We start from the raw sequence: 25,629 nt of genomic DNA on the forward strand, positions 1-25,629 counted from the left end.
CCCCACAACCCTGCTCGTTGCCTTAAAATACCTCTCTGTCGATTTATGTTGTGTAATTGACAAAGATAAGCCAACTTTAAATAACAATGTTTCAAAGCTTTGCTCTATACACCTCCCGGCCCGGGTACCGCAAAATGGTGCACCTTTTATTCTGGCTTGTATTGCTTATAGTTAGGCTATACCTCACGCTGATTACCTTCAACGTTTATAGCGGCTTATCTTTTAGTATTGTTTTCCTGCTGAACCTAAGCAGTACCTTGCTTATCGCGGCTGTATTTTATCTGATGACAGGTCCGCTATGGAAGCTATTGCAGCGGAGGCAATATTTTCACTTTACTTTCTCCTTTTTGGGTTTGTTATGCGGATACACCTTGATCGAGGCGGTAGCGGAGCAGGCCTTGCTCAGGTCCTGTTCCGGCTGCTTGCTCAGTTTGCAGAAAGATCAGCCACAATATTTTGCCCTGGTACAATCCGGTCTCATTAACATTGTGCTGAAGCGCCTGCTTAGCCTGGGTACACCATTCGGCCTTTTGCTGACCCTGAGTATTCCGTTATGCCTGAAGCTGGCGGTTAACGCCTGGCGATCGCAGCTAAAAGCTTTACAGCTTGCAAAAGACAACCTGGAACTGGAATTTAACTTTCTTAAAGCGCAGCTTAATCCCCACTTCTTATTCAATTCGATGAATAACATTTACGGCTTGATACTGCAAGGTAACCAGGAACGGTCTGCCGGGTTGGTCGCTCGCTTGTCTGAGATGCTGCGCTATATGCTTTATGAATCCAATGAAGCATTTATGCCTTTGCAAAGCGAGATCAAGCTGATACAAAATTACATAGAACTGGAAAAAGTACGCCTGAATGACACCGGGGTCATAGTGGATATTGCTGTGGATTCCAAGACATATGAAATACCGCCGCTGCTACTCATGCCACTGGTTGAAAACGCGTTCAAGTTTTCTCCTGATGAACCGGGAGCCCGTATTCATTTCTTTCTGGATGTCACTGACGGTCGTTTGCGTTTTACATCTGACAATATAGTAGACCGCCGGGAACGGATGCAGCAAAACGGAGGGATAGGGTTGGGCAACCTTAAAAAGCGTTTAGAAATGTATTACCCCGGCAAGTATTGGTATGAAGATAATTTTGCTGACGGTGTTTATAACGCCATCTTATCTATTGATCTGATATGAAAAAACTGAGTTGCCTCATCGTTGACGATGAACCCATTGCAAGAAGTATATTGGAAACGTATATCGAACGCCTGCCGGAAATTGCTTTGATAAAAAGCTGCCGCAATGCGAGTGAAGCTTACGAGGCGCTTTATCAACATGCTGTCGACCTGATTTTCCTGGACATCAAAATGCCCGTAATTACCGGAATAGAATTTTTTCGTTCATTACCTAATCCGCCGCTGGTTATTTTTACCACTGCTTATTCCAGTTATGCTGTTGAGGGTTTTGAACTGAATTCTGTGGACTATCTGATGAAGCCCATCACTTTTGAACGGTTTAACCAGGCCGTGCGGCGGGCGCAGGAGCGGTTAGTCTCGCATCAACCTGAATTGGATCCGCCGCCGTATATCTTTCTCAGGCAGGATACCCGCCTTGTAAAAGTGAATTTTGATGAGATTAGTTATGTGCAGGCGGAACGTGACTTTTGCTCTGTTTATTTGTGTAGCGGTAAACGGCTACTTGCAGGTATGCATCTGAAAATCCTGGAAGAAAGATTGCCGGCTAAACGATTTATGCGGGTACATCGTTCGTATATCATTAATATGGACAAGATCGCCGGTATTAAAGGCAATGTAATAGAATTCGGAACTACGGAAGTTCCGATAGGGAATAGTTATCGGGAGCTGTTCTTCAAAGCGTTGAGGTTATCATAAAGCATTTTGGCCATATAAGTTATTTGAAGCTAAATTCAAAATCCCCTCGGTGGCAAAATTAACCACAGAGGGGATTCGGTCTCAACCTCAATTGGGCATATTCGCTGCGTCCATATAAACAATTTCCCATTGGTGTCCATCCGGATCTGCAAAGCTGTGCTGGTACATCCATCCGTAATCTTGAGGTTCGGCATAAATGGAGCCTCCAAGTTCGGTTGCTTTTGTTATGGTTTGCTGCACTTCCTCGCGCGAGGCTGCATCAAGCGCCAGCAATACTTCAGTTGCCAGGTGTGCGTCGCTTACTTCTTTTTTGGTGAAGGTTTTAAAATAGCTTTCTACAAGCATCATTACATAAATGTGCTCGCTTACCATCATGCAGGCCGCCTTGTCGTCGGTAAATTGTGGATTAAAACTGTAACCAAGACCGCTGAAAAATGCCTTTGACCGCTCCAGGTCTTTAACAGGCAGGTTGATGAAAATTTTTGTTGCCATGATTTTAAATTTTTTAATTGTTATTGATGGCACAAAGTTGCGGTAACTGTTTTTTCAAAAAATTTACATATGTTGAGAAAAGCGAAAAATCTTTACTTATTCGCAAAAAATATCCGGCTTAGCTGCGTTGGGGTAATGCCGAGGTAGGCGGCAATGTGCTGTTTCTTTAGCCTTTTCACTAAACCAGGATATTTGCGGAGGAAATTATCGTAATTGGTTTTAGCCGATTCATATCGCAGCGACACTTCATAAGGTTCCTTTTCAATTATCCAATGCTGTTCCATGTAGCGGATATAAAAAGCGGCAATATCGGGATAAATGGTAACGAGTTTCTTAAATTCCATAAAATTGTATTCGAGCACATCGGTATCCTCAAGGGCTTTTATGGTAAAATTACCCGCCGACTGTGTGAGCGTTGCTGTCATGGAACCGGCAATCCGGTTTTCGGGGAAGAAATATTTAACCACCATGTCACCGTTTTCGGCAGCGTAGTATTGATACATTAATCCATTTACAACAAAAGCCACCTTTTTAGGTACCTGGCCCTCGGTAACAAAATAATCGCCCTTGTTGTAAGTATTTTCGCGGAGTAAAGCCGCCCATGCCGCTTCGGCCCGAGGTGAGAGTTCAGCGTAAGTTTTTATTTTTTGGAAGAAAGCATCGTGGCTCATTGGCTAAAGATATGAATCTTATTTGCCGGGCGATGAAGATATGTGAAGATATCAAACTGCTTAAATGCGGTTCTAACTAATCGATCATCTAAATAGAGGATAAAAATTACAGGATCTTTGGAAAGAAAGATGACCGTTATAATCGTCAAATTGAAGCCGGCCTTCTTCATCAATAAAGTACATCGTATGGATTTTTTACAGTCCAGTAAGATGTTGAATAGCTATTGGTTATCATTGCAGTAATTTAAAGGTATGGACTTTTATAAATTCAATATCGGAACATTCGTGTTAATGATTATCAGCAATAATTTCCATCTTTGTTCAAATGGAAAAGAAAAAAGCCGGGCTATGCCTTGGTACCGGTTAACTCTCCGCCATTTTTGTTATTGACTTTAAACGGGCGCTGAATATTCGAAAACCACTCCGAAGAAGAAAGCGCGGATATCAGGATTCAATGTTATGCCTTCAACCGTCATTCAAAACATGGATTATGATCTGGAAACACAGGTTTTAAAAATCTCCTATGTTTCCGGGCAAACTTATCTGTACAAGAACGTTCCGGAAAATGTTTATAAGGAACTGAAGTCCTCACGGGTGAAAGGCCGCTATCTGCGCTTTTTCGTAAAGAATAAATATGAGTTTGAGAAAATATCAGCGGGCTAAATCACCAAACGAAAGGTCAGGTTTACCCTCGCCTTCATTAATTTGTTAGACTTGGCAATCCGGTGTTCCCAATATTCCTGCAATCCTGATTTCATCAGCAGGAATGAACCATGTTCGAGCCTGACGGAGTAATGTTCTTTGTGATTAACTTTATTGCGGATGTCAAAACTGCGCACCTGCCCGAGGCTTACCGAAACAATAATTGGCTGACTGCCCATAATGCTTTCCTTGTCACTATGCCAGGTTACGGAATCATTTCCATTACGATAGTAGTTCAGTAATACGCTGTTGAAACTAATACCTGCTAAAGGTTCTACCATGCCCCGGATAGTTTGCAGTTCCGGTGTCCAGGGGAGTGTTCCTGCGATCCGGTCGGTGTCTCCATACCAGCAGGTGAGCCTTGGTGTCAGGTATTCCTTATCCCAAAGTTTTTGCGTTGTTTGTTTCCAGGGTGTTTCCCTGATCAGTTTTTCTAACAGCCAGTCACCCGTTGCCGGATCAATTAAACCGGGCTGGTATTCCAGTAAGTCCTTAGGCAATCCTTTACTTTGCCCGGTTTCGGCAAATAATGTCAATTGTTCCATCACTAAATCCTTTCCACATAAGTCGTTATAAAATGGGCCAATTGTTCCTGTTCTCCTGGTTGCAGTACATCGCCGTCGTAGATCCAGTAACCCTTCGCGTCAAATAAAATACGGCCCATGTAAACGGGCGGCTGATCATAAGCCGTATAGATCTCATAGCATTGTACAGCGTGCTTTTGCCCTGTATTTGGTACAATTTTCACCACTTCCCGTGAACCATCGCGGTATTTAAGCCAGGCTTTAACCTCGCTTTTTAAATACGTTTTGATCACCAATTCCTGCATTTGAAATTTTTTCTCAAAGATATATAAAATACTAATATTTTTAGCATTAAATTTGTACTCCCTATTTGGTACAAACACGATGGAAACGGCACATGACCGAAAAGCACTGATTAACAGCCTGCAAAAGAATATTTTGCAATGGGAGGGCTATAGGCCGTCGCCTGTCGGTACGCAGGGGCTGGTAGGCCTAGGGGCGGTGGAAACGGCTTTCCCCAACGGCGTTTTTCCTTTAGGTGCAGTGCATGAACTGGTTTGCAGTACCACCGAACAGGCTACTGCTTCCAGCGGATTGATTAGCGGCCTGCTCTCAGTGTTTATGCAAAATGGCGGGGCCTGTTTATGGATCAGCCTCACCGGAAACATCTTCCCACCGGCGTTAAGCGGCTTTGGTATAGAACCCAGCCGTTTGATCTTTATCCGGGTAACCAAAGACCAGGAAGCCTTATGGGTGATGGAAGAAGCGCTGAAATGCGCAGGGCTTGCCGCGGTTGTGGCAGAAGCGCGGGAACTGGATTTTAAACAATCGCGCAGACTTCAGTTGGCTGTTGAGCAAAGTCATGTTACCGGGTTTGTACTGCGTAATGCCGTTAAAAAGATCGGTTCAACGGCTTGCGCTGCCCGGTGGCAGGTGAAACCTTTGCCGAGCGAGCCGGTAGACGATTTGCCCGGTCTTGGTTTTCCGCGCTGGGAGGTAGAACTATTACGTGTCCGTAACGGGCATCCGGGTACCTGGATCATAGAATGGGCAGAAGGTAAATTCAAACAGGTGGAAAAAGAGCAAACGGTTAAACCATTTAAACGGAAAGCGGGGTGAGTTATGCAGCACAGGTATATGGCTATTTGGTTTCGTCACCTGGTGACAGACTGGCTGACACTCCGGCAGCCGGAATTAAAAGATCAGCCCTTTGTGCTGGTTGTGCCCGAGCATAACCGTATGATCGTCAGGGCAGCTAATCCCGAAGCCGAAGCACAAGGTGTTCGTACAGGGATGCCGGCAGCAGATGCCAAGGCGATTACCACCAATTTACAGGTTATTGATTTTCCGTTGGGCCAGGAAAGTAAGCTGCTCCGGCATTTGGGTTTGTGGTGCATCCGCTATACGCCGGTTGTGGCTATTGACCTGCCCGATGGTTTGACCCTTGATATTTCCGGCTGTGCACACCTATGGGGTGGTGAAAAAGGATATTTAAAAACCGTTGTACTTAAATTAAGGGGTATGGGCTACGATGCACGGGCCGCTATTGCCGATACTGTTGGCGCAGCCTGGGCTATTGCCCGGTATGGTAAGATCAGGCCCATTATTGAAAGTGGCGGGCAGGCGGAAGCCATTGCCGGCCTTTCTCCGGCCGCCCTCCGGTTGGAACCGGAAATACTGGACAAACTGTATAAACTCGGCTTCCGGTATGTTAAAAGTTTTATGACCATGCCGCGTACCGTGCTGCGCAGGCGTTTTGGTGAGGGCTTTTTGTTAAGGCTTGCCCAGGCTTTGGGTACTACTGATGAATACCTGGCCCCGATTATCCCGCCTGTGCCTTATGTTGAGCGGCTGCCCTGCCTGGAGCCGGTACGAACGGATAAAGCCATAGAAATTGGCATTGAAAAACTATTGCAAGGCCTATGTAGCCGCTTGCAAGCTGAAGGCAAAGGTGTGCGTAAGGCTGTGCTGAAATGTTTCCGGATTGATGGTAAAATGGTACAAACAGGGATAACAACCACGCGCGGCTCACATAGTGTTTCCCATTTATTCAAGCTCTTTGGTTTACAGATCAGCAAGATTGAACCTGCTTTGGGTATTGAGCTGTTTCTGCTGGAAGCACAAAAAGTGGAAGATATCGACCCCTTGCAGGAAAAGCTATGGATGGGGGAGCCGGGTTTGCAGGATACCGCACTGGCCGAGCTGCTTGACCGGATTGCCGGAAAGATCGGCCCCGAAAGGATTATGCGTTACCTGCCTGCCGAGCATTACTGGCCCGAACGTTCCATCCGGCCCGCTCTTTCACTCAAAGATATCTCGCTGGCCGGCTGGCGGGCTGACAAGCCAAGGCCAATACGCTTGCTCAGCAAACCGGAAGCCATTGAAGTAATGGCTCTGTTACCGGATTATCCGCCAAAAATATTTATCTATAAGGGTAAGCGCCATGTTGTGGATAAAGCAGACGGCCCGGAGCGTATTGAACGGGAATGGTGGCTGGACAAAGGTGAGCACCGCGACTATTATATGGTGGAAGATGAGCATGGGGGCCGTTATTGGCTGTTCCGTTCGGGGCATTATGATGGCGGAGGTGCCCAATGGTATTTACACGGATTTTTTGCCTGATGATGAAATACGCGGAATTATATTGTACCTCCAATTTCAGCTTCCTGCGCGGTGGATCTCACCCGGAGGAACTGGTTGAGCAGGCAGTGGTTCATGGTTATACGGCCATAGCGGTTACCGACCGGAATAGCCTGGCCGGTATTGTCCGGGCGCATATTGCCGCAAAAAAACTACCAGTACAATTTATTCCCGCTTGTCGCCTGGACTTACTGGATGGGCCGGGTCTGCTGGCTTATCCTACTGATCTTGCTGCTTATGGCCGGCTTTCGGCCTTGCTCACCAGGGGTAATCTGCGCGCTGAAAAAGGTGAATGCCATTTATATAAAGCAGATGTGTATGAACACCGGGAAGGCATCCTGTTTATCATCATTCCGCCCGATGAACTCAACGCGCGGTTTGATTTTGCAGATGAGTTTAAAACAGCAGTAGCAGAATATAAACAAGCTTTCGGGAATGCCTTATACATGGCTGCCCTACGTTCTTACAGCGGCGATGATGCCAAACGGCTGCACCGGCTGGCCGGCATGGGTATACCTTTGGTTGCTGCGGGTGATGTGCATTATCATGAACCGAACAGGAGGGAACTACAGGATGTATTGACCTGTATCCGGGAGAAATGCACTATCCATAACGCGGGGTACCGGCTGCATCAGAATGCGGAACGCTACCTGAAACCTATTGAAGAAATACACCGGATCTTCAGGAAATACCCGGAAGCCATTGAAAATGCGCTTGCTATTGCCGAAGCCTGTACTTTTTCGCTGGACGAATTAAAATACATTGAGCCGGAAGAAAAGATCCTTGACGGATTAACACCACAGGAAAGGTTAAAAAAATACACGTGGGAAGGTGCACATGAACGTTATGGTGAGCATATACCGCCTAAGATAGGTAAGCAGATTGATTTTGAACTGGCCTTTATCGAAAAGCGCAGGCTGGCGCCTTATTTTCTCCGTGTATATAAATACACCCGGAAAGCAGAGGAACTTGAAATCTTGCACCAGGGTAGGGGTTCTGCGGCCAACTCAACGGTATGTTATTGTTTGCGCATTACGGCGGTCGACCCGATGAAGTCACGTTTGCTTTTTTCCCGTTTTATGTCAGATGCACGCGAGGAATGGCCTGACATCGATGTGGATTTCGAGCATGAACGCCGCGAGGAAATCATCCAGTATATTTATGAGGATTATGGCCGGGAACACGCGGCTATTGTGGCTACCGTTACGCAGGAGCGGCATAAAGGAGCAATTCGGGATGTGGGCAAAGCGATGGGCTTATCTGAAGATACGATTAAACGTATCGGTGGTACCATATGGGATTTCAGTGAAGAAGGTTTTGACGAAAAGCGCTTGCGGGAACAAGGGCTTAACCCGGGCGATCCATTGATATACAAAGTACTGGAGTTGACGGCACTGCTGATGGGTTTCCCGCGGCAGTTGGGGCAGCATACCGGTGGCTTTGTTATTACCGATAACAAACTATCCGACCTGTGCCCGGTGCTCAATGCCCGCATGGAGAACCGAACCCAACTGGAATGGAACAAAGATGACCTGGAAGCATTGGGCATTTTGAAGGTGGATGTTTTAGGATTGGGTATGCTGACCATGATCCGCAAAGCATTTGACCTGATAAAACAACATTATGGCCGAAAACTTACCTTAGCCAATATCCCGCAGGATGATCCCAAAGTTTATGAAATGATTGGCCATGCGGATACACTTGGAGTATTCCAGATTGAGAGCCGGGCGCAAATGTCTATGCTGCCAAGGCTGAGGCCCCAATGTTTTTATGACCTCGTGATCGAGGTGGCTATCGTGCGGCCCGGTCCAATACAGGGTGATATGGTGCATCCCTACCTGCGCAGGCGTAATGGCGAAGAGCAGGTAGTGTATCCATCAACGGAACTGGAAGATATTTTAGGCCGGACGTTAGGCGTTCCGCTTTTTCAGGAACAAGCGATGGAGATCGCTATTGTTGCCGCAGGCTTTACACCGGCCGAGGCTGATGAGCTGCGCCGGAGCATGGCGACTTTTAAAGCGAATGGCAAGTTATACCTGTACGAAAAGAAACTGGTGGAGGGTATGGTGGCGCGTGGTTATGAGGAAGATTTTTCGAGGCGGGTGTTTAAGCAGTTACAAGGTTTTGAGGGTTATGGTTTCCCCGAAAGTCATGCCGCTTCTTTTGCGCTGCTGGTTTATATATCTTCCTGGCTGAAATATTATTATCCGGATGCTTTTGCCGCCGCTTTGCTCAATAGCCAGCCCATGGGTTTTTATCAGCCCGCTGAGATCGTGGACGATGCGCGCGGTCATGGCGTTTTTGTTCGTGGCGTGGATATTAATTACTCGGCCTGGGATCATTCGCTGGAAGAACAGGCCGGAAAATATAAGATATTACGCTTAGGTTTCCGATTGGTGAAAGGGCTAAAAGAAGAAGAAATGAATATCCTGGTTAAGAATGCACCTTATCAACATATTATCGATTTGTCAAATGTCGGTATTTCGCAGGCAGCTTTGGAGCAACTGGCTGATGCGGATGCATTTCGCTCTATCGGCCTCGACCGCAGGCAGGCGCTTTGGGAAGTTGCCGCGTTAGGTGACCGCCCCGTGGCGTTGCTGGAAAGTTTGCCTTCGGCCAGCGCAGGTGAGCAAATTGAATTACCGCTAATGACCGCGGGTGAGCACGTGGTACAGGATTTCGCTTCCACCGGCTTATCCATTAAAGCGCACCCGGTAAGTTTTGTGCGGGAAGATTTGAACCGGCTACAGGTTATACCGCTCAATCGGATCCAATCGTTGAAGAATGGCGAAAAAATTCGTGTTGCCGGGATGATCACCGTGCGGCAGCGGCCGGGGACGGCCAAAGGCGTGGTATTCGTAACCATCAAAGATGAAACCGGCTTTGCCAATCTTGTGGTTTGGGGTAAGTTTTTTGACAAATACCGCAAAGAGATCGTTCAGTCGCAACTGCTCCTGGTAGATGGGCATTTACAGGTTGAGGGCGAAGTGATCCATGTGGTGGTACGCCGCTGTTATAATCTCAATTCTTTATTGGGCAAACTGACGGCTGTACCTGATGAACAGCCTTCTTTGCTGAGCCTGTCCAGGGGGGATGAAACCTCAATGCCTTCATCTGATCCGCGAAATATCCCCAATAAGAGCGCCTTTCATAAAGGCAGGAATTTTCATTGATGAAGAACGTATCATTAATAAGGCTTTTAATAAACTCAATGGCAACTATTGTTATATAATTGTCTTGCTATGCCTGTAAAGGAATATGGTAAGGTTTATCCGATCAAAGGAATTGCAATACCAATTGCTCCCATTCCTCTTCCAAAGAAAGGTTGGGGCGTACTTGCCGCGCTTTGTTATACCAGTAGTCAGCATTTCCAATATCACCTTCTTTACGGTGCAAATAGGCATGGACCCACGCCGATGCCTGATCTGTCAGATGATCAACCTGTGCATGCGCCTGATGCCAGTCGCCTTTACCATCAAACCAAAGGCTTTTTAGCTGTGCAGAGAGTCCGTTAACAGGTTGTTCTAAATTTAATGATGCTTTAAATTCTGTTAAAGTTGTCATTGGTATTAGTTTTTTACAATAAGCGTAATTGGTACATCGGACTTTTATCAATACATAGTTTGATTTGTTACCGGCATCAATTATTACTGCATTGGTAAATATCCTAAATTAATCGGAAAATTAATGGGGCCATATTATTTAATCAAACATAGGCCGGTTTATAATTTCTGATGTAAACATTATAAACAGTTTATTACCACGTTGTGCAATACCGCAATTTTGTTTTAAGCAGAAAAAATAAAAACAGTGCAACTAAAATCTTAATGCCGGCGTCTTATGGTTATTAAAGCCTGATCATATGTTAAAAAACTACTTAAAGATTACCTGGCGCAACCTCTTACGTCAAAAAACATTCTCCCTGATCAATATCCTCGGATTGACCATAGGCATGGCCAGCGCAGCGCTGATTTTGTTGTGGATCCAGAATGAGGTTAGCTATGATCAGTTCCATGAAAAACGCGAACGTCTTTACTCTGTATATAACCGCTCTAAATTTGACGGTAAATTATGGAGCTGGGAAACCACGCCTAAAATCATGGGTAGGGTGATGAAAGCGGAGTTGCCGCAACTGGAAAAAGTGGCCAGGGTAACTGATGCCAGTTTTTTGTTTAGCATTGGCGACAAACGTTTAACTGCAACAGGCGATTTTACTGATCCGGATTTTCTTTCCATGTTCAGTTTTCCATTAATTAATGGAGACCCCAAAACCGCTTTGAACGACCTTCATAGCATAGTTATCACTGAAAAATTTTCAAAGAAACTTTTCGGAGAGGAAAATGCGCTCGGCAAAACGGTTAAAATAGATAGTAACGCTTATTTTAAAGTGACGGGTGTGATGAAAGACCTCCCGAATAATACCCGGTTTGATTTTGAATACCTTATTCCCTGGTCATATCTAAAAAAGATAGGGCAGGATGATGAATACTGGGGCAATAACTCCATTCAAACGTTTGTTCTTTTAAAACCCGGCGTAACGGAAGCTCATGCTGATGCCGCTGTGCTGAACTTTACCAGGAACCACTCCGATACCAAGGATATTCAGCAGTTTTTGCACCCTGCAGCCAAATGGCACCTGTATTCGCAGTTTAAGGATGGGGTGATAGTTGGTGGGAGAATTGAACGGGTCAGGGTATTTTCACTGATCGCTGTTTTGATCCTCGTCATCGCTTGTATAAATTTCATGAATTTAAGTACGGCCAGGAGCGAGACACGTGCAAGGGAGGTAGGCATCCGTAAAACTGTAGGCGCATTAAGGGGCTCGTTAATCTGGCAGTTTTTAGGTGAATCTGTTTTGATTGCACTCATTGCCGGTATTTTTGCCATCGTCATCGTACAAATCAGTATGTCGGGTTTCAACCAGCTTACCCAAAAGCAATTATATGTACCATATAGTAATCCCTACTTTTGGCTCACCGCAATTGGATTTATACTGGTTACCGGTGTTATTTCGGGAAGCTATCCCGCATTGTACCTTTCTTCATTCAAGCCTGTAGCTGTACTGAAAGGTACTTTTAAGGCAGCAAATGCTTTGGTTACACCCCGTAAATTGCTGGTGGTTATTCAGTTTACTTTTGCTGTGGTACTGATCATTTGTACCATCATTATCCGCCAGCAATTACAATACGCCCAGGACAGGGATACGGGGTATAAGAAAGATAACCTTGTTTACACATTTATGTCCGGCGAAATCTCGAAGCACTATCAATCCATCAGAAATGAATTGCTTTCCAGTGGCGCTGCGACTTCGGTGTCCAGAACAAATTCGCCCATAACTCAGCGATACAGCGATAGCTGGGGTTTTAACTGGCCAGGTTCACAACCCAAGAACAAGGTTGATTTTATTATTTACACTTCGGACGGAAACCTTATTAAAACCATGGGCCTTAAGCTTGTTGCAGGCAGGGATATCGACCCGGTAAACTATCCGACGGATTCAACCGCCATGCTGGTGAATGAGGCTTCGGTGAAGATCATGAACCTGAAAGATCCGGTTGGTAAATTAGTTACCCAGGGCGAGGGTAAAGACATCAAAACATGGCATATTGTTGGAGTTATCAAAGACTTTATCATCAGCTCGCCTTATGAACCTGTACAACATATGCTGATTGAAGGCCCCAGTTCCTGGTTCAATATCATTCACTACAAGCTTAATAACGCTAATTCGACAAAAGAAAACCTGCGCCGAGCTGAAGCTGTATTTAAGAAATACAACCCGGATTACCCGTTTGAATATAGTTTTGTTGACCAGGAATACGCCAAGAAGTTTGGCGATGAGCAGCGCATCGGGACTTTGGCCAGCCTGTTTGCCGGATTGACAATCGTTATATCCTGTCTCGGACTTTTTGGCCTGGCGGCTTACATGGCGCAAAACCGTATCAAAGAAATCGGCATCAGAAAAGTGCTTGGCGCATCAGTTGCCAGTGTGACCACACTGCTTTCCAGGGATTTTCTGAAGTTGGTCGCAATCTCATTTTGCATTGCGGCACCAATAGCCTGGTATTTAATGTTCCAATGGTTGAAAGGATATAGTTACCGGATTTCCATTAATATCTGGGTATTTGTAATCGCCGGGGCGCTAACATTGCTGATCTCTGTTTTGACAGTAAGCTACCAGGCAATCAAGGCTGCATTAACAAATCCGGTAAAAAGTTTGAAAGGGGAATAACACCTTCATTACGGGGTGTTTGCATTCTCATTACCATAAAAGGCAAACTAACAGCCCGGTGAAGGGCCCGTTTTAAATTTACTGCCCCCAAAAAGTTAGACACTATTTGGGGGCATTTTTATGCATAAAACAGAAGTGATCGCTTCTGTTACGCCCAAAACGTTAGTTGGATCCTGAACTTCATAAGCAATCCCAATCAATAACGAGATCTACACGATTAAGCCGGTACGGTGAATAATATGGGCTTAGGTTATTGGTTTGATTTAATAAAATCTGGCTAATGCACCCATTTTAAGGCAGGCGTATATGTACCGGTACGTCAGCCCGACAGCATTATTAAAATTTTTATTTCAAATAGGTGTAACAAATTCATTTGGGGGGTAGTCATATGGTTATAGTACTATGTATTACATGGTATTATAGGATTGTAGCCTGGTTAAGATTGGCTCAAAAAGATTAATGGTCAAACAGTTCACCTATCACATCAACATGAAACTAAAGCTCTTGCTCCTCATCTTATTTTCAATTGTTATGGCCCCGGCCTTTGGGCAGGCGGGGCAGGCGTTATTCGCGGTAAACGGCATCGCAACGGATTCGCTATCAAAACAACCGCTCGCCTATGTAACCGTAAACCTGCGTAACGAAGCAAAGCAGTTGGTCCGCACCGCGGTGACTAAAGCCGACGGCACGTTCCGGTTTGAAAAGCTGCCCTCAGGACAATACCTTCTCTCGATGATCAGTGTCGGTTTTAAGACGAAAACACTTCCTGTTGATTTTACAGATAATAATAAATCCTCTATAAATCTGGGGAGCATTGACCTGGGCACACAAACTACACAGCTTAAAACGGTGGCTATTACGGCCGACCGGCCTATCATTAAACAGGAGGTTGATAAACTCATCTACGACTTAAAGGCTGACCCTGACAGCAAAAGCAGCAATGTACTGGAGATGATGCGCAAAGTGCCTTTGTTAACAGTAGACGGTGACGATAACATCCTTTTGAAGGGAAATAGCGGCTACCGGATATTTGTTAACGGTAAACCATCAAGTATGATGGAGCGCGATCCGAAGAATATCCTCAAAAGCATGCCTGCATCAACCATTCAAAGCATCGAAGTAATTACCAACCCTTCGTCGAAGTATGATGCCGAGGGAATGGCGGGGATTATTAATATAGTGACCAATAAAAAAATAAGTAACGGGTACAATGGCACGCTAAACCTTAGCCATGTATTCCCGGTAGGCGGCCCACGATTGGGCGGGTCATTTTCGTCTAAACAAGGCAAGCTGGAACTATCAGGCTATTTTGGCGGGAATATCTCCAATTCGCCCGAAGTGCTCAGTTCCATTTCGAGGCTTACTACCGGGAGCAACCCTACGAGCCTTAACCAGAATAACACGGCAAAATGGGATGGAAAAAATGGCTATGCGGAAGTTGGGATCAGTTACGAAATTGATAGTCTTAACCTTATTTCGGGGCAATTCAATATTAACGGAAATAACCAGGACGGCATCAACACGCAAAGTTCTGTTTTGAACGAAGCTGGTAACATGGTTGAAGGGTACGACCTGTACAATAACAATACGGCAGGCGGCAGGGGCCTGAATGTGGGTTTAAATTACCAGCTGGGTTTTAAAAGCAATAAGCAAAGGCTACTCACCTTTTCGTATCAGTACTATACATTCAACAACAGGCAAGATGCGGCGCTGACGGCATCTAACCGCGTGAACTATACTACGCCCGATTACCTGCAACACAATGAAGGTGAATCTTCCGAACAGACTGTCCAGGTAGATTACGTTCAGCCTGTAAAGAAGTTGAATATTGAAATGGGGGTGAAAGCAATTATTCGTGATAACAAAAGTGACTTTCAATACCTCGGATTTAATGCGTCAACCGGTAATTTCGAGGCCGACCCATCGCGAAGCAATAAATTCGATAATAACCAAAATGTACTGGGTGCATACAACAGCTATACCTATACCCTGCAAAACTGGAGCTTTAAGGCAGGCGCCAGGGTAGAGGAGACGCTGATTGATGCTGATTTTATTTCTACCTCATCGCAGCTGAACAAAAATTTCTTTAATATAGTGCCTTCTGTAAGTATTAATAAGCGGTTTAAAAACTCCAGTACGCTGAACTTCGGGTTTTCGCAAAGGATACAGCGCCCGGGCATATACCAGCTAAATCCCTTTGTTGACCGCTCAAACCCAAACTTCGAATCGTCGGGAAACCCCAACCTCAGGCCAGCGGTTTCCAATAGCATTCAATTGGGTTATAGCAGAACGAAAAAGGCATCCTTAAACCTGATGCTTGGCTATAATTATTTTAACGACCTGATCATGCCCGTTGTAATTTTCGACCCGGCCACGAATATTACCCGCAGCACTTTTGATAACACCGGCAAAGCCCGCCTGTTCACCTTTAACGCTAATATCAATTACCCCATCACCAAAAAATGGAGCACATCGTTCAACGGTAGGATTGCGCATGGCCGTGTGCAGGGCATAGTGAATGGCCAGCTGGTGAAAAATCAGGGCTTTATGTATGGCGCATCACTAAACAGCGGTTATAATTTAGAGAAGGGCTGGCGGGTTAGCACCAACGTGTTTCTGAATGGGCCTAACCTTTCTATCCAGGGTACATCGAACCCTTATGCCAGTGTATCCTTTACAGTTAATAAGGATGTAGTGAAGGATAAACTTTCGTTCTCGGCCACGGTGAATAACCCTTTCAGCAAATACAGGAATAACATCAGGAGTTCATTCGGACCCGATTTTACCCAAACAAATATTAACCGCTCCTATTTCCGGGGTTTTACCGCCAGCCTTAATTACCGGTTCGGCAAGCTGAAAGAAGCAGTTAAGAAAAACAAACGGGGTATCAGTAATGACGATGTTCAGGGAGCGCCTTCGGGGAACTAAGAGCATTTAACAAATAACAAACAGGCGGAGGGGACCGCCTGTTTGTTATTAACCTTTTTCGATATTCCAGGCGCGGTTTAGTTATCTAATAACCTGCGCAGATCGCCCGCACTGATCTCCTGTACCGGCCGGAATGTATCCCCGGCCGCATAATGTAACAAGCTGTATCGGAGCTGTCTTGCCGCTGCCCGTTCCGTTAATTGGCTATGAAGATCCATTGTACAAAGAATTAGGCGCCCGGAACCCACCTTGAATTCAACAAGCGTTGCCAGGTTACGGTTCCTGAAAAAGTTATCGATCACCCGGACTATCGGTGTTGCAGGAGCCCCCAATTTATCGAGTAGGAGCGACCGGGAACGGGTCACCAGGTCCCACCATTGCCAATCCGTATAAAAGTCAGTAGGGAAATCAGCCAGCGCGTTATTTTTCTTGTCGATGAGCAGGCCCATACTGCCAGGTTGGTCCGGGAAATGGACCGGGCTCCAGAAAACAGGAGCGAAACGGCCGTCGATACCTTTAACGTTGGCAGTATCCGGATTAAGCAGCACTTTTCGTCCCGCTTGCAGATAACTAAGGGCACTGTCGATGGATGTGGTAAAGATCACGTTACTAAAAGATTCCGGCTTTTTATCTGGGTAAACCCAAATTTTCCAGTGATTAGTATAACCGGTATTGGCTATGCTTACAGTGATCAGTAATTCACAAGCCCGGTCGATTTTGCTGAGATCTATCGAGAAACTTCCCGCAGAAGCATTGCCAATAGCGATAGATTGCCGGCCAAGCGAACCACGGATATTAAAGTGCTTATCTGCTGAAGTTGCCGACCAGAGAACTTCGCCATTTATTCGCCGGTCGCTATAGTTGGCAATTTCGGCAGCGGCATTAAAATGCTCATTATTGCTGTAAGCCGCCTTTTCAAAACGGATCAATGGCACCACCGGGCCGCAGAATTTGCTGAAATCCGTTGGCGAAATCAGTCCTTTACTATCCCAGAAAGCGTTTAAAATCCCAACGAGTGCTGTTCCCTGTCCCGGAAAATCATGAAGGTCAAGCAATTGAAACCCGCCAACACCCTTGGTTTTCAACGCGCGCTCAATTTCTTCTTTGTAAAGCTGAACGGCCAGTGTTCCGCTGGCTTTAAGGTAATCGGGGGCTAATCCAAGCATCCCTTTTTTGCGAAGGTTGTTCCGTACCGCCTCAAAGTTAGATGGCCGCAGAACCCCGGTATACTTTTTTATTTCTTCAAGATCCGGATAAACAGAATACTGGCCCACTTCGTGAATAATAAGGGGCACTCTTGTCCCTTCCAGCGCTTTACTGTAATCTGTCTTAAAATCGGGCGGGTTGGTATTGAAAATGCCCTGTCCCCGTACCCATCCTTTTTCCGTGTATTGGGTAATGAAATAATCATCGGCAGGATCCGGATTTTTGCCATGCCCTTTTTGAAAACTGAAGGTGGTTGTGGTGTATAAATGCCGGTTGTCTTCCTGCTTTAACTTACGCACCAGCTTCTCCAGCCATCCAAAATCGCCCTCCAGCTCATTGCCCATGCTCCAAAAACAAAATGAAGGATGGTTGCCATAATTCCGGATAATATTTTCGGCTTCCTGTTCCAGGTAAATCAATGTTTTTGGGTCTTTGCCCACGGTTAGTGCCCATAGCGGCAGCTCAACATGCAGGTAAAAACCGAGCGAGTCGGCCACCTGAAATGCAGCTTCGGGCGGGCACCATGAATGAAAGCGAAGATGGTTCAGCCCGTAAGCTTTGGCGGTCTTAAACACTTTCAGCCAGCCGGCTGTATTCATTGGCGGATGGCCTTCCAGCGGAAAAATATTGCATTCAAGCGTACCGCGCAGAAAAAGCGGACGACCATTGATCCGAAGCTCGTTCCCGGTCGTGTTAATGTCCCTGAAGCCAAAACTTTGAGTCCTGGCATCCAAAACTCGTCCCTTGCTGTCAATTACTTCCGTGCGAAGGCTGTATAGCCGCGGATGAAATTCGTCCCATGATTGCGCCTCCGGAACCTGGAGGTTAATTTCCTCCTGATTATGTTGAATAACGGTTGGGCTGGTTTGTTTAACGATCTTTTTTCCGGAAAGGAGGGAAGCCCGCAGATAAGTATCGCCCCGATGGGAACCACCCAGAATGATAGCTGCCTTTACGGTGTGATTGGCCAGCGCGGAGTATACCTGTACCTGGTTAATAACTTGTTTGCCTATGTCGATCAGCTGCATCTTTCCGATAACGCCGTTCCAAATGATCTGTGTACCGTCGGTGTAGGCATGAGCAAAGTCATTTACGCTGATATTATGCTGCTTGCGATTGTCTACGCGAATGGTGATCACATGTTTGCCTGCTGCCAGAGGGCCCAATTTGAAAACTTGTGGTGCAATCAGGCTTTCCTGTGTGCCGGCTGGTTTGCCATCTATCCAACAATCGGTTTTCCAGATCACCCTTTCCAGCAACAGTAGGGCATTAGTCATCCGGCTGGTTAAATTAATGCTGCGCTGATACCAAACAGCACCGATATATTTGTGTTTTCTGGACAGGTGCAGCATGATATCCTTGTTCAGCACAGTTGTATCCATCTTTACAGGCGCTCCGATACCGGCGTCATCTAAGGTGCCAGGCAGCCATATGCTGTTAGTAAACTGCTGCCGCTGCCAGTTCTGATCCGAACCTTTGTCGAGCGAATCGAGTCTGTACTGCCATCTGCCGGCAACCGGAATTGGTTTAACCTGCGCCGAAATTGTAGAACTTGCCGCCAATGCCACGAGCAAGAAAAATGTCTTTTTTAAAGAATACTGTATCATTGGTAATAAGCGAAAACCAGGCTGTAAAGTGGTAACAATAACATTAATGTTATTGCAAATTTTGTTCTCATAATTTAGTTATTATGGATGACAAATCTAATGGCAATCGGATAGTTGAGTATAGACGATATGATGTAATACATGGACAATATTCTGATTTGTATTGTGTTTTACTGTCTATTGGGCGATAAAAACCTATGCTTTTTTTGCAATATAAAGCCAAGCGGTGTGTTTTATTCTTTTAGTAAAAAAACGAAAGGCCGAAATTCATGAGTTTGGTTATTATATATGGATAATTTTACTATTTAATTATTGAGTTTGTCAGAGTCTTCCGAATGTGATATTACTCCTGTTATTAAATATTTTTGTGAATACCAATCTTAACAACCAACAATTACTAATTGAAATCAATAAACATCCAATCCTGTCCATATCCTAAAAAAAAATGAATAGGGCGGTATTTAAAAAACAATAATTTAATGGACTTATGAAATTCAGCCGTTCAGAAATTTTACTTTTAATGTCAGTATGCACGAACATGTGTAACCCGAGATAGGATTTAAATAAATCAAATGAACACATATTCAGCAAGTTACAAAAAAGACGGGTTTGAAGGTCAGCGAGCGATCGTGATACCCAAGACTATATTACAGCGGTTTTGTGAGGGAAATGCGGCTATACAAGGAGCATTTATAACGGATATTGGATATTATCCTAAGGCAAAATTCCATCGCAGGGAACGATATACAGGTGCGGGGCAAAATATCCTGATTTATTGCGTTGACGGAAAAGGGATGGTTAAGATAGGCACTCATACTTATGAGATCAAACCCGGAGACTTTTTTGTTATTCCTCATGGCGTTAAGCACTTTTATGAAACAAATGAAAGCAGCCCCTGGACAATTTACTGGTGCCACTTCAAAGGCCCGCAAGCAGATGCTATAACCGGGCAAATTTATGTAAGGGACCAGAGTTTCCGGTACAGCATCGAATTTGACGGTGACCGGATCGCCCTTTTTGACAAGCTTTACCTATTTTTAGAACAGGGTTACAGTACAGAAAATCTCACTTATGTCAATTTACTGCTGCTGCAATATTTAAGTTCTTTTTTGTTTAGGGACAAATATTATAAAACGAATTTAAACACACACTCCCAGCCGCAGGACAGATCTATTTTATTCATGCAGAAGAATCTGGATAAGACCTTAAGTTTAGCTGAGCTCGCGGCCTCGGTAAACCTATCGGTCAGTCATTATTCTGCATTATTTAAGAAAACCACCGGATTTTCGCCTATAGACTATTTTAATCACCTTAAAATACAAAAAGCCTGTCAGTACTTGCAGTTCACGGAATTGAGGATCCGTGAAATAGCTTTTCGCATTGGCATTGACGACCCTCTTTATTTTTCCAGATTGTTTAACAGAACCATGGGATACGGCCCAAAAGAATACCGTAAAAGCCGGTCTCCTTCCATTAAATAAGTGCGTTTCCCCGCTTTGGGCTGTATGTTTAAAAAATTATGCTTTCTTAACAAACTCTGATTTTAATGCCATAGCGCCAAACCCATCGATTTTACAATCAATGTTGTGATCGCTGTCAACCAAACGGATGTTTTTAACCTTGGTCCCTGCTTTAATACTTTGAGAGGAGCCTCGTACCGGCAGGTTTTTTATTGTAACAACAGTATCTCCGTTCTGGAGAATATTTCCGTTGCTATCCTTCACCACAAACAGATCTGAACTTACAGGATTATCTTGCGGATTCCATTCGTGTCCGCATTCCGGACATATGAGCAGGTTATCCATTTCATAAGCATAGGGAGATTTACATATTGGGCAGGAGGCAAGTTCACTCATCTTTTGTAGTATTGATTTTCACCGGCAAAGATAAAATTTAAAAAAGATTTGCATTCGACAATGTTGCATGCATTTTGTCCAGGCAAACAATTGAAGTAAGGAACCGGAAGGCGGACCTGTCATACCATAACCTATCGGAGTAATTTCGGAGAAACCCTGATATGTGAGATGTTATTTACCAGTTTTAGTGTGGCCATAACTGAATAGCTTAACAGGTTTTTCAAGATTTATTATTTAGAATTAGATTAAATAAATACTTTCGTGCAAAATTTAATCTGATGAAATCACATGTACCGTTTCACTTTATTACTACCTGTTTTTTATTGTTATCCTGTTTTGCATCAGCTCAAAATGTAAAAATACAAGGTAGCGTCCGCGACTCCGTATCTGGAGTGGCCTATCCCACAATCAAGTTCAAGACCGGGCAGATAAGTGGTGATGCCAAAGGGCGCTTCACAGCTTTTGTACCGGCAGGACAGCAACTGACAATAGAAATTTCTGCCGTAGGCTATCAGCCCTTATTGGTATCACTCCCCGCTTTAACGCGTGACACGACCATTAACTGGCGCTTACAGCAAGCCAGCCGGGCGCTTGGTGAGGTGGTAATTTCCGCAACCAGAAGACCGGAAAGCCCCAGGAATATTGTATCAACTGTAAGCATCGTTTCAAAAAAGAAACTCGATAATGGGATTGCTGTTAACACGGACCTGACCAGCATCCTGGCAAACGAGGTACCCGGCTTTGCCCCGACAGCACAATCGGGCAGTAATGTTGGTCAAAATTTAAGGGGGCGTCCCATGCTGGTTATGATTGATGGTGTGAGCCAGTCGTCACCACTCAGAAATGCTGAGATGGACCTGCGGTCTATTGACCCGTCTGTATTGCAGCAAATTGAAGTCGTAAAAGGGGCAACGGCCATTTACGGTAATGGTGCCGCCGGCGGTCTGGTTAACTATGTAACATTGGTGCCTGATACTTCGACAAAGTTTGCCGGTAAAACCGACATTTATTTAAACGGCTCGCTGGTGAAAGTACGTAATTCGGTAGGCGGTCGCATCAGTCAGATGTTTTATGGCAAAACAGGGAAATTTGATTATGTAGCAAGCGGCATGGCAGAAGAAACCGGAGAATACAAAGATGCCAGGGGCGATGTGGTTGGGCCCAACTACAGCCTTGGTGAAACAAACACCTATAATGCCTTTGCTAAACTGGGTTATCAGCCAACGCGTAACCAGCGCTTGCAATTGGTATATAACTATTATAGCAGCTTACAAAACAGCAACTTTACGCTGGTGAACGGCAACCTGGCAACAGGTCAGAAAGCTACCGGTGTACTTGGTAAACCGGCGGGAATTCCTACCGGGGCGGCTTACAATCACAACCTGCATTTATCTTACAAGGTTGACAATCTTTTCGCTCATACGAGCCTAAACGCGGACGCTTATTATGAAAAACGCCAGGATGTTTTTTATGTGTCGTTAGGCCGCTTTGATGGCGGAGACGGTCAGTCATTAGCACATAATGATAAAAAAGGCATACGATTATTCCTCCAAACTCCACTGGTCAGCCGTCCGTTGCTGAACGCTAACCTGTCTTATGGTATAGATTTGCTGAAAGACAAAACCTCACAACCGCTGGTAGACGGCCGTGTTTGGGTACCGACCATGGACATGACCAACCTGGCGCCATTTGCGCAAGCTGACCTAATGATCATTCGGGACCTGGTGTTCAAAACAGGGTTCCGGTATGAGCGTGTAAATATTGATGTTGACAATTATCGTACATTACGCATCACCAATGCAAGCGGTGCTACGGTAACTCCATCATTTGATGTAACAGGCGGCGTGTTGAAATATAATACCGCTTTGTTTAATGCCGGTTTAAAGTATAATCGTTTTGAGCTGTTCAGCCCTTATGTAAGTTTCTCCCAGGGTTTTTCTGTAATGGACATCGGTTTGGCTTTACGCGATGCCAGGGTGAACAGTATTAATAAGATCAATACCGATGCTGTTAAAGTGAATAATTATGAGGCGGGCTTTGAAAGCCGTTATCAAAATCTGGTATTTTCAGCTTCAGCCTATCAAAGCACCTCTAAGTTAGGAATTGAGGTATTATATGATCCGGCCACCGGCTTATTTAATACCGCGCGCAGCCCTGAAAAAATTTACGGTTTTGAATTAGCTGCCAGCTACATATTTAGCCGCCGGTTAACTGTAGGCGGTAGTTACAGTTATACAGATGGAAAAAGGGACGTTAATCAAAACGGGAAATACGATGACCCGCAAGATGCCTACCTGAATGGCAGGCGCATTTCTGCTCCTAAGATTACCGGTAATGTTACTTATTCACCAATCCGGGTGGTGGACATAACCCTGAATTATACAGGAATTGGCAACCGCAACCGTTTCGCAAAAAATGCTGCCGGTATCTACAATGGCAATGAAGGAGCTGTAAAAGCCTATAACCTGTTCAACCTGGCCGCCGGGTATAAAGTGAATAAGAATACCCGGTTGAGCCTGGGCATTGAAAACCTGTTTAATGAAGACTATTTTCCGGCACGTGCGCAATGGTTCATGCAACCGGGATTCTATTCAAAAGGCAGAGGCACAGCGTTTAACTTTGGTATATCAGTAGGATATTAAAGACAGGCCGATCAGCACATCCATGGTACAGGCGGTGAGTGCAGCGTAGCCTTGGCAGAAACAAATAGGAGGAGGCACAAGGCATTTTTTCAATACAGGATGTGGAGATTAAACCTAATTCATTTTTAATGCTCCATAAAAGCTTCTGAATTGAAAAGGTATATCCTGAAACAGAAACAACCACATAAACAGAGCAATGCTTTTTATGTGGTTGTTAAATCGGTTGAACTAATGGGGATGTAAATAGATCGTGTTCATAAAAATTAGAAATACCGTAGAGGCAAAGCACAGTTTTTAATTACGGACCACTGCCGATTCTTTAAAAACTTGATATATATGCCTTCAGGAATTGAGCTTCGCCAACTTACGAGGCTTGAAAAAATGATTAAGAGGCCCGGATCCCTCGCCGGTTTTTACATTCTGCCCTTCTTTGATGGCTATGTTAACGTAAACCCCGGCCGAAGCAATGGCTTCGGTTATGGATTGCCCTCGTGCTATATAAGCTGCGATAGCTGAAGCCAGTGTACAACCTGTTCCGTGTGTGTTTAAGGAGTTTATAAAAGGGTAATCGAAAGTTTTTCTTACACCTTGCCGATCAGCATATACGTTGTAGAGTTCAAGCCCATCTAAGTGGCCGCCTTTTACAAGAACGGCCTGGCTACCTAAATCTAACAATGCTTCTGCCGCGTTTATCATATCATCAACATTGCCGGCATGTTTGCCCGTTAGTTGAGTTGTTTCATTCAGGTTTGGCGTGAGCAGGGTTACCATTGGAAAAAGTAGCTCCTTCATGGCAAGCAATGCTTCGTTATTTGCCAGTTGTTTTCCGCTGCTTGAGCTGATAACTGGGTCGAGGATGATGGGTAGCGGTTCGTATTTTTTTAAAGCATCGGCTACCGCCTGCACAGTTTCCGCATTTGGCAGCATCCCGATCTTCACTGCCAAAGGCCGGATATCGCTCATTACTGCGCTGATCTGATTTTGCACCATTGCCGGTGGAATAACGTGAATATCAGTTACTCCCAGGGTGTTTTGCGCGGTAATGGCAGTAATGGCTGAGGTGCCGTAACAACCCAGGGCGGCAAAGGTCTTCAAGTCGGCCTGAATGCCCGCACCGCCGCCGCTATCGGAGCCGGCGATGGTTAATACCGAACAATATTGATAATACTGCAGCATTTCGTTTTAAAAATTAAAGGCGTTAATGCCCCCTTTTAAACTGAAGGCAGCTATCCCCGACAAAGACCTGGTTTGCTGAGCCGCTATTTTACTGCGTTGCCCGGTTTGACAGATAAATATCAGCTTTTTACCGCTTGGAAAAATATTAGCGTGTTCTTCCAATTCATAAAGCGGGATATTTATTCCTCCTATATTTTCATCGTCAAATTCATAGGTTTCACGCACATCAACCAGGTAAATTTCGTGAGGTGTTTCCGCGTGCCATTTTTTAAAGGTGTCGGCGTCGATTTCATTTATAACTTTATCACTTTCAACCGGCTGAGAAATGTTAACCGGGAGTGAAGGCGTTGCGGCAGAAATTTTGAAAACACTGATGCTATTGTCAAGCGCATTCAGGGTTAATAGTTTACCAGATAGTAGCTCCCCAATACCGCAAATCAACTTAATGGCTTCGTTGGCCATATAAGTACCTATCATACCGGGTAACACGCCAATAACACCAATTTCGGCACAGTTGGGCACTTCATTTTCGGGTGGCGCTTCTGGAAATAGGTCACGATAGCCGGTGCCGCCCTGATGATTAAACACCGATACCTGTCCCTCAAATTTAAATATCGATCCGAATACCAGCGGTTTGCCAAGGGTGGCGCAAGTATCATTCACCAGGTAGCGGGTGGTAAAATTATCAGAACCATCTATCACCACATCAAAATTGCTTATCAGTTGTTGCGCATTGGCAGCAATAATCCTTTCGGTATAAGCTATCAGCTCTACAAAAGGATTAAGCTGGTTTAGTTTTTGCTTGGCTATCAAAGCCTTTGGCTGGCCAATATCAGCGGCAGCATATAATATTTGCCGGTGCAGGTTGCTGACATCAACCATGTCATCATCCACAATACCAATGGTGCCTACTCCGGCTGCTACCAGGTACTGCAAAATGGGGCAACCTAATCCGCCGGCACCTATCATCAACACCCGGGCTGCTTTTAGTTTTTCTTGTCCCTGCAGGCCCAGCTCGGGCAATATCATTTGCCGGTTATACCGTTTCAGTTCTTCGCGTTCCAGCATATC

The 25,629-nt window shown here is 45.1% G+C and carries 19 protein-coding genes; 10 read left to right on the forward strand and 9 right to left on the reverse strand.

Annotated elements, in window-relative coordinates:
• Positions 1–86: 86 nt before the first annotated feature.
• Entirely contained in the window at positions 87–1,190 is a 1,104-nt protein-coding gene (locus tag ACP26M_RS06385; protein WP_426587185.1) for a sensor histidine kinase, read from the forward strand.
• The gene (locus tag ACP26M_RS06390; protein WP_426587187.1) at positions 1,187–1,885 is read left to right on the forward strand and encodes a LytR/AlgR family response regulator transcription factor; all 699 of its coding nucleotides are present in this window, start codon (positions 1,187–1,189) and stop codon (positions 1,883–1,885) included. The genes ACP26M_RS06385 and ACP26M_RS06390 overlap by 4 nt, the downstream gene beginning before the upstream one ends.
• Before the next feature lie 87 nt (positions 1,886–1,972).
• Here ACP26M_RS06390 and ACP26M_RS06395 read toward each other — a convergent pair whose 3' ends face one another.
• Both ACP26M_RS06395 and ACP26M_RS06400 read right to left on the reverse strand, forming a co-directional pair.
• The gene (locus ACP26M_RS06395; protein ID WP_426587189.1) at positions 1,973–2,377 is read right to left on the reverse strand and encodes a VOC family protein; all 405 of its coding nucleotides are present in this window, start codon (positions 2,375–2,377) and stop codon (positions 1,973–1,975) included.
• A gap of 92 nt (positions 2,378–2,469) precedes the next feature.
• Positions 2,470–3,048, reverse strand: a complete 579-nt coding sequence (locus ACP26M_RS06400) for a Crp/Fnr family transcriptional regulator (RefSeq protein ID WP_426587191.1) — start codon at positions 3,046–3,048, stop codon at positions 2,470–2,472.
• A gap of 459 nt (positions 3,049–3,507) precedes the next feature.
• On the opposite strand from ACP26M_RS06400, the gene ACP26M_RS06405 reads away from it, so the two are divergent.
• Complete coding sequence (locus tag ACP26M_RS06405; protein ID WP_426587193.1) at positions 3,508–3,711, forward strand: KTSC domain-containing protein; 204 nt, start codon at positions 3,508–3,510, stop codon at positions 3,709–3,711.
• Here ACP26M_RS06405 and ACP26M_RS06410 read toward each other — a convergent pair.
• Positions 3,708–4,295 carry an alpha-ketoglutarate-dependent dioxygenase AlkB family protein gene (locus tag ACP26M_RS06410; protein WP_426587195.1) on the reverse strand — a complete coding sequence of 196 codons (588 nt, stop codon included), beginning with the start codon at positions 4,293–4,295 and terminating at the stop codon, positions 3,708–3,710. The genes ACP26M_RS06405 and ACP26M_RS06410 overlap by 4 nt on opposite strands.
• A gap of 2 nt (positions 4,296–4,297) precedes the next feature.
• A complete protein-coding gene (locus ACP26M_RS06415; protein WP_426587197.1) occupies positions 4,298–4,579 on the reverse strand; it encodes a hypothetical protein in 282 nt (93 codons plus the stop codon).
• Positions 4,580–4,658: 79 nt separating this feature from the next.
• Between ACP26M_RS06415 and ACP26M_RS06420 the strand changes: the two genes are divergently transcribed.
• Genes ACP26M_RS06420 through ACP26M_RS06430 form a run of 3 tightly spaced genes read left to right on the forward strand, consistent with a single transcriptional unit; the run spans position 4,659 to position 10,087 of the window.
• Positions 4,659–5,393 (forward strand): ImuA family protein, encoded by a 735-nt coding sequence (locus ACP26M_RS06420; RefSeq protein ID WP_426587199.1) that lies wholly within the window; start codon positions 4,659–4,661, stop codon positions 5,391–5,393.
• Positions 5,394–5,396: 3 nt separating this feature from the next.
• On the forward strand, positions 5,397–6,896 hold the full coding sequence (locus ACP26M_RS06425; protein WP_426587201.1) for a Y-family DNA polymerase: 1,500 nt from the start codon (positions 5,397–5,399) through the stop codon (positions 6,894–6,896).
• On the forward strand, positions 6,896–10,087 hold the full coding sequence (locus ACP26M_RS06430; protein WP_426587203.1) for an error-prone DNA polymerase: 3,192 nt from the start codon (positions 6,896–6,898) through the stop codon (positions 10,085–10,087). The genes ACP26M_RS06425 and ACP26M_RS06430 overlap by 1 nt, the downstream gene beginning before the upstream one ends.
• A 103-nt stretch (positions 10,088–10,190) precedes the next feature.
• Here the strand turns inward: ACP26M_RS06430 and ACP26M_RS06435 are convergent, their stop codons facing one another.
• Positions 10,191–10,478 carry a hypothetical protein gene (locus ACP26M_RS06435; protein ID WP_413318709.1) on the reverse strand — a complete coding sequence of 96 codons (288 nt, stop codon included), beginning with the start codon at positions 10,476–10,478 and terminating at the stop codon, positions 10,191–10,193.
• Between the two features lie 298 nt (positions 10,479–10,776).
• On the opposite strand from ACP26M_RS06435, the gene ACP26M_RS06440 reads away from it, so the two are divergent.
• Both ACP26M_RS06440 and ACP26M_RS06445 read left to right on the forward strand, forming a co-directional pair.
• A complete protein-coding gene (locus ACP26M_RS06440; protein ID WP_426587205.1) occupies positions 10,777–13,143 on the forward strand; it encodes an ABC transporter permease in 2,367 nt (788 codons plus the stop codon).
• 489 nt (positions 13,144–13,632) lie between these two features.
• Positions 13,633–16,071 (forward strand): TonB-dependent receptor domain-containing protein, encoded by a 2,439-nt coding sequence (locus ACP26M_RS06445; RefSeq protein WP_426587207.1) that lies wholly within the window; start codon positions 13,633–13,635, stop codon positions 16,069–16,071.
• 77 nt (positions 16,072–16,148) lie between these two features.
• Here ACP26M_RS06445 and ACP26M_RS06450 read toward each other — a convergent pair whose 3' ends face one another.
• Entirely contained in the window at positions 16,149–18,884 is a 2,736-nt protein-coding gene (locus ACP26M_RS06450; protein ID WP_426587209.1) for a sugar-binding domain-containing protein, read from the reverse strand.
• 572 nt (positions 18,885–19,456) lie between these two features.
• Between ACP26M_RS06450 and ACP26M_RS06455 the strand changes: the two genes are divergently transcribed.
• The gene (locus ACP26M_RS06455) at positions 19,457–20,365 is read left to right on the forward strand and encodes an AraC family transcriptional regulator (protein ID WP_426587211.1); all 909 of its coding nucleotides are present in this window, start codon (positions 19,457–19,459) and stop codon (positions 20,363–20,365) included.
• A 36-nt stretch (positions 20,366–20,401) separates the two neighbouring features.
• On the opposite strand, the gene ACP26M_RS06460 is transcribed toward ACP26M_RS06455, so the two are convergent.
• Complete coding sequence (locus ACP26M_RS06460; RefSeq protein WP_426587213.1) at positions 20,402–20,740, reverse strand: zinc ribbon domain-containing protein YjdM; 339 nt, start codon at positions 20,738–20,740, stop codon at positions 20,402–20,404.
• Positions 20,741–21,018: 278 nt separating this feature from the next.
• On the opposite strand from ACP26M_RS06460, the gene ACP26M_RS06465 reads away from it, so the two are divergent.
• A complete protein-coding gene (locus ACP26M_RS06465) occupies positions 21,019–23,382 on the forward strand; it encodes a TonB-dependent receptor (protein WP_426587215.1) in 2,364 nt (787 codons plus the stop codon).
• A gap of 342 nt (positions 23,383–23,724) precedes the next feature.
• Here ACP26M_RS06465 and thiD read toward each other — a convergent pair whose 3' ends face one another.
• On the reverse strand, positions 23,725–24,558 hold the full coding sequence (gene thiD, locus ACP26M_RS06470; RefSeq protein ID WP_426587217.1) for a bifunctional hydroxymethylpyrimidine kinase/phosphomethylpyrimidine kinase: 834 nt from the start codon (positions 24,556–24,558) through the stop codon (positions 23,725–23,727).
• A 6-nt stretch (positions 24,559–24,564) separates the two neighbouring features.
• Positions 24,565–25,626 (reverse strand): molybdopterin-synthase adenylyltransferase MoeB, encoded by a 1,062-nt coding sequence (gene moeB / locus ACP26M_RS06475; protein ID WP_426587219.1) that lies wholly within the window; start codon positions 25,624–25,626, stop codon positions 24,565–24,567.
• Positions 25,627–25,629: the final 3 nt, after the last annotated feature.

Origin of the sequence: Mucilaginibacter sp. R-33 (assembly GCF_049949235.1) — a bacterium.
Classification (GTDB): Bacteria; Bacteroidota; Bacteroidia; order Sphingobacteriales; family Sphingobacteriaceae; genus Mucilaginibacter.

Coding starts and splice junctions, on each gene's coding strand:
- thiD (WP_426587217.1), bottom strand. CDS start 24,558: ATGCTGCAGTATTATCAATATTGTTCGGTATTAACCATCGCCGGCTCC.
- ACP26M_RS06445 (WP_426587207.1), top strand. CDS start 13,633: ATGAAACTAAAGCTCTTGCTCCTCATCTTATTTTCAATTGTTATGGCC.
- ACP26M_RS06435 (WP_413318709.1), bottom strand. CDS start 10,478: ATGACAACTTTAACAGAATTTAAAGCATCATTAAATTTAGAACAACCT.
- ACP26M_RS06430 (WP_426587203.1), top strand. CDS start 6,896: ATGATGAAATACGCGGAATTATATTGTACCTCCAATTTCAGCTTCCTG.
- moeB (WP_426587219.1), bottom strand. CDS start 25,626: ATGCTGGAACGCGAAGAACTGAAACGGTATAACCGGCAAATGATATTG.
- ACP26M_RS06425 (WP_426587201.1), top strand. CDS start 5,397: ATGCAGCACAGGTATATGGCTATTTGGTTTCGTCACCTGGTGACAGAC.
- ACP26M_RS06405 (WP_426587193.1), top strand. CDS start 3,508: ATGCCTTCAACCGTCATTCAAAACATGGATTATGATCTGGAAACACAG.
- ACP26M_RS06460 (WP_426587213.1), bottom strand. CDS start 20,740: ATGAGTGAACTTGCCTCCTGCCCAATATGTAAATCTCCCTATGCTTAT.
- ACP26M_RS06415 (WP_426587197.1), bottom strand. CDS start 4,579: ATGCAGGAATTGGTGATCAAAACGTATTTAAAAAGCGAGGTTAAAGCC.
- ACP26M_RS06455 (WP_426587211.1), top strand. CDS start 19,457: ATGAACACATATTCAGCAAGTTACAAAAAAGACGGGTTTGAAGGTCAG.
- ACP26M_RS06400 (WP_426587191.1), bottom strand. CDS start 3,048: ATGAGCCACGATGCTTTCTTCCAAAAAATAAAAACTTACGCTGAACTC.
- ACP26M_RS06395 (WP_426587189.1), bottom strand. CDS start 2,377: ATGGCAACAAAAATTTTCATCAACCTGCCTGTTAAAGACCTGGAGCGG.
- ACP26M_RS06440 (WP_426587205.1), top strand. CDS start 10,777: ATGTTAAAAAACTACTTAAAGATTACCTGGCGCAACCTCTTACGTCAA.
- ACP26M_RS06385 (WP_426587185.1), top strand. CDS start 87: ATGTTTCAAAGCTTTGCTCTATACACCTCCCGGCCCGGGTACCGCAAA.
- ACP26M_RS06465 (WP_426587215.1), top strand. CDS start 21,019: ATGAAATCACATGTACCGTTTCACTTTATTACTACCTGTTTTTTATTG.
- ACP26M_RS06410 (WP_426587195.1), bottom strand. CDS start 4,295: ATGGAACAATTGACATTATTTGCCGAAACCGGGCAAAGTAAAGGATTG.
- ACP26M_RS06390 (WP_426587187.1), top strand. CDS start 1,187: ATGAAAAAACTGAGTTGCCTCATCGTTGACGATGAACCCATTGCAAGA.
- ACP26M_RS06450 (WP_426587209.1), bottom strand. CDS start 18,884: ATGATACAGTATTCTTTAAAAAAGACATTTTTCTTGCTCGTGGCATTG.
- ACP26M_RS06420 (WP_426587199.1), top strand. CDS start 4,659: ATGGAAACGGCACATGACCGAAAAGCACTGATTAACAGCCTGCAAAAG.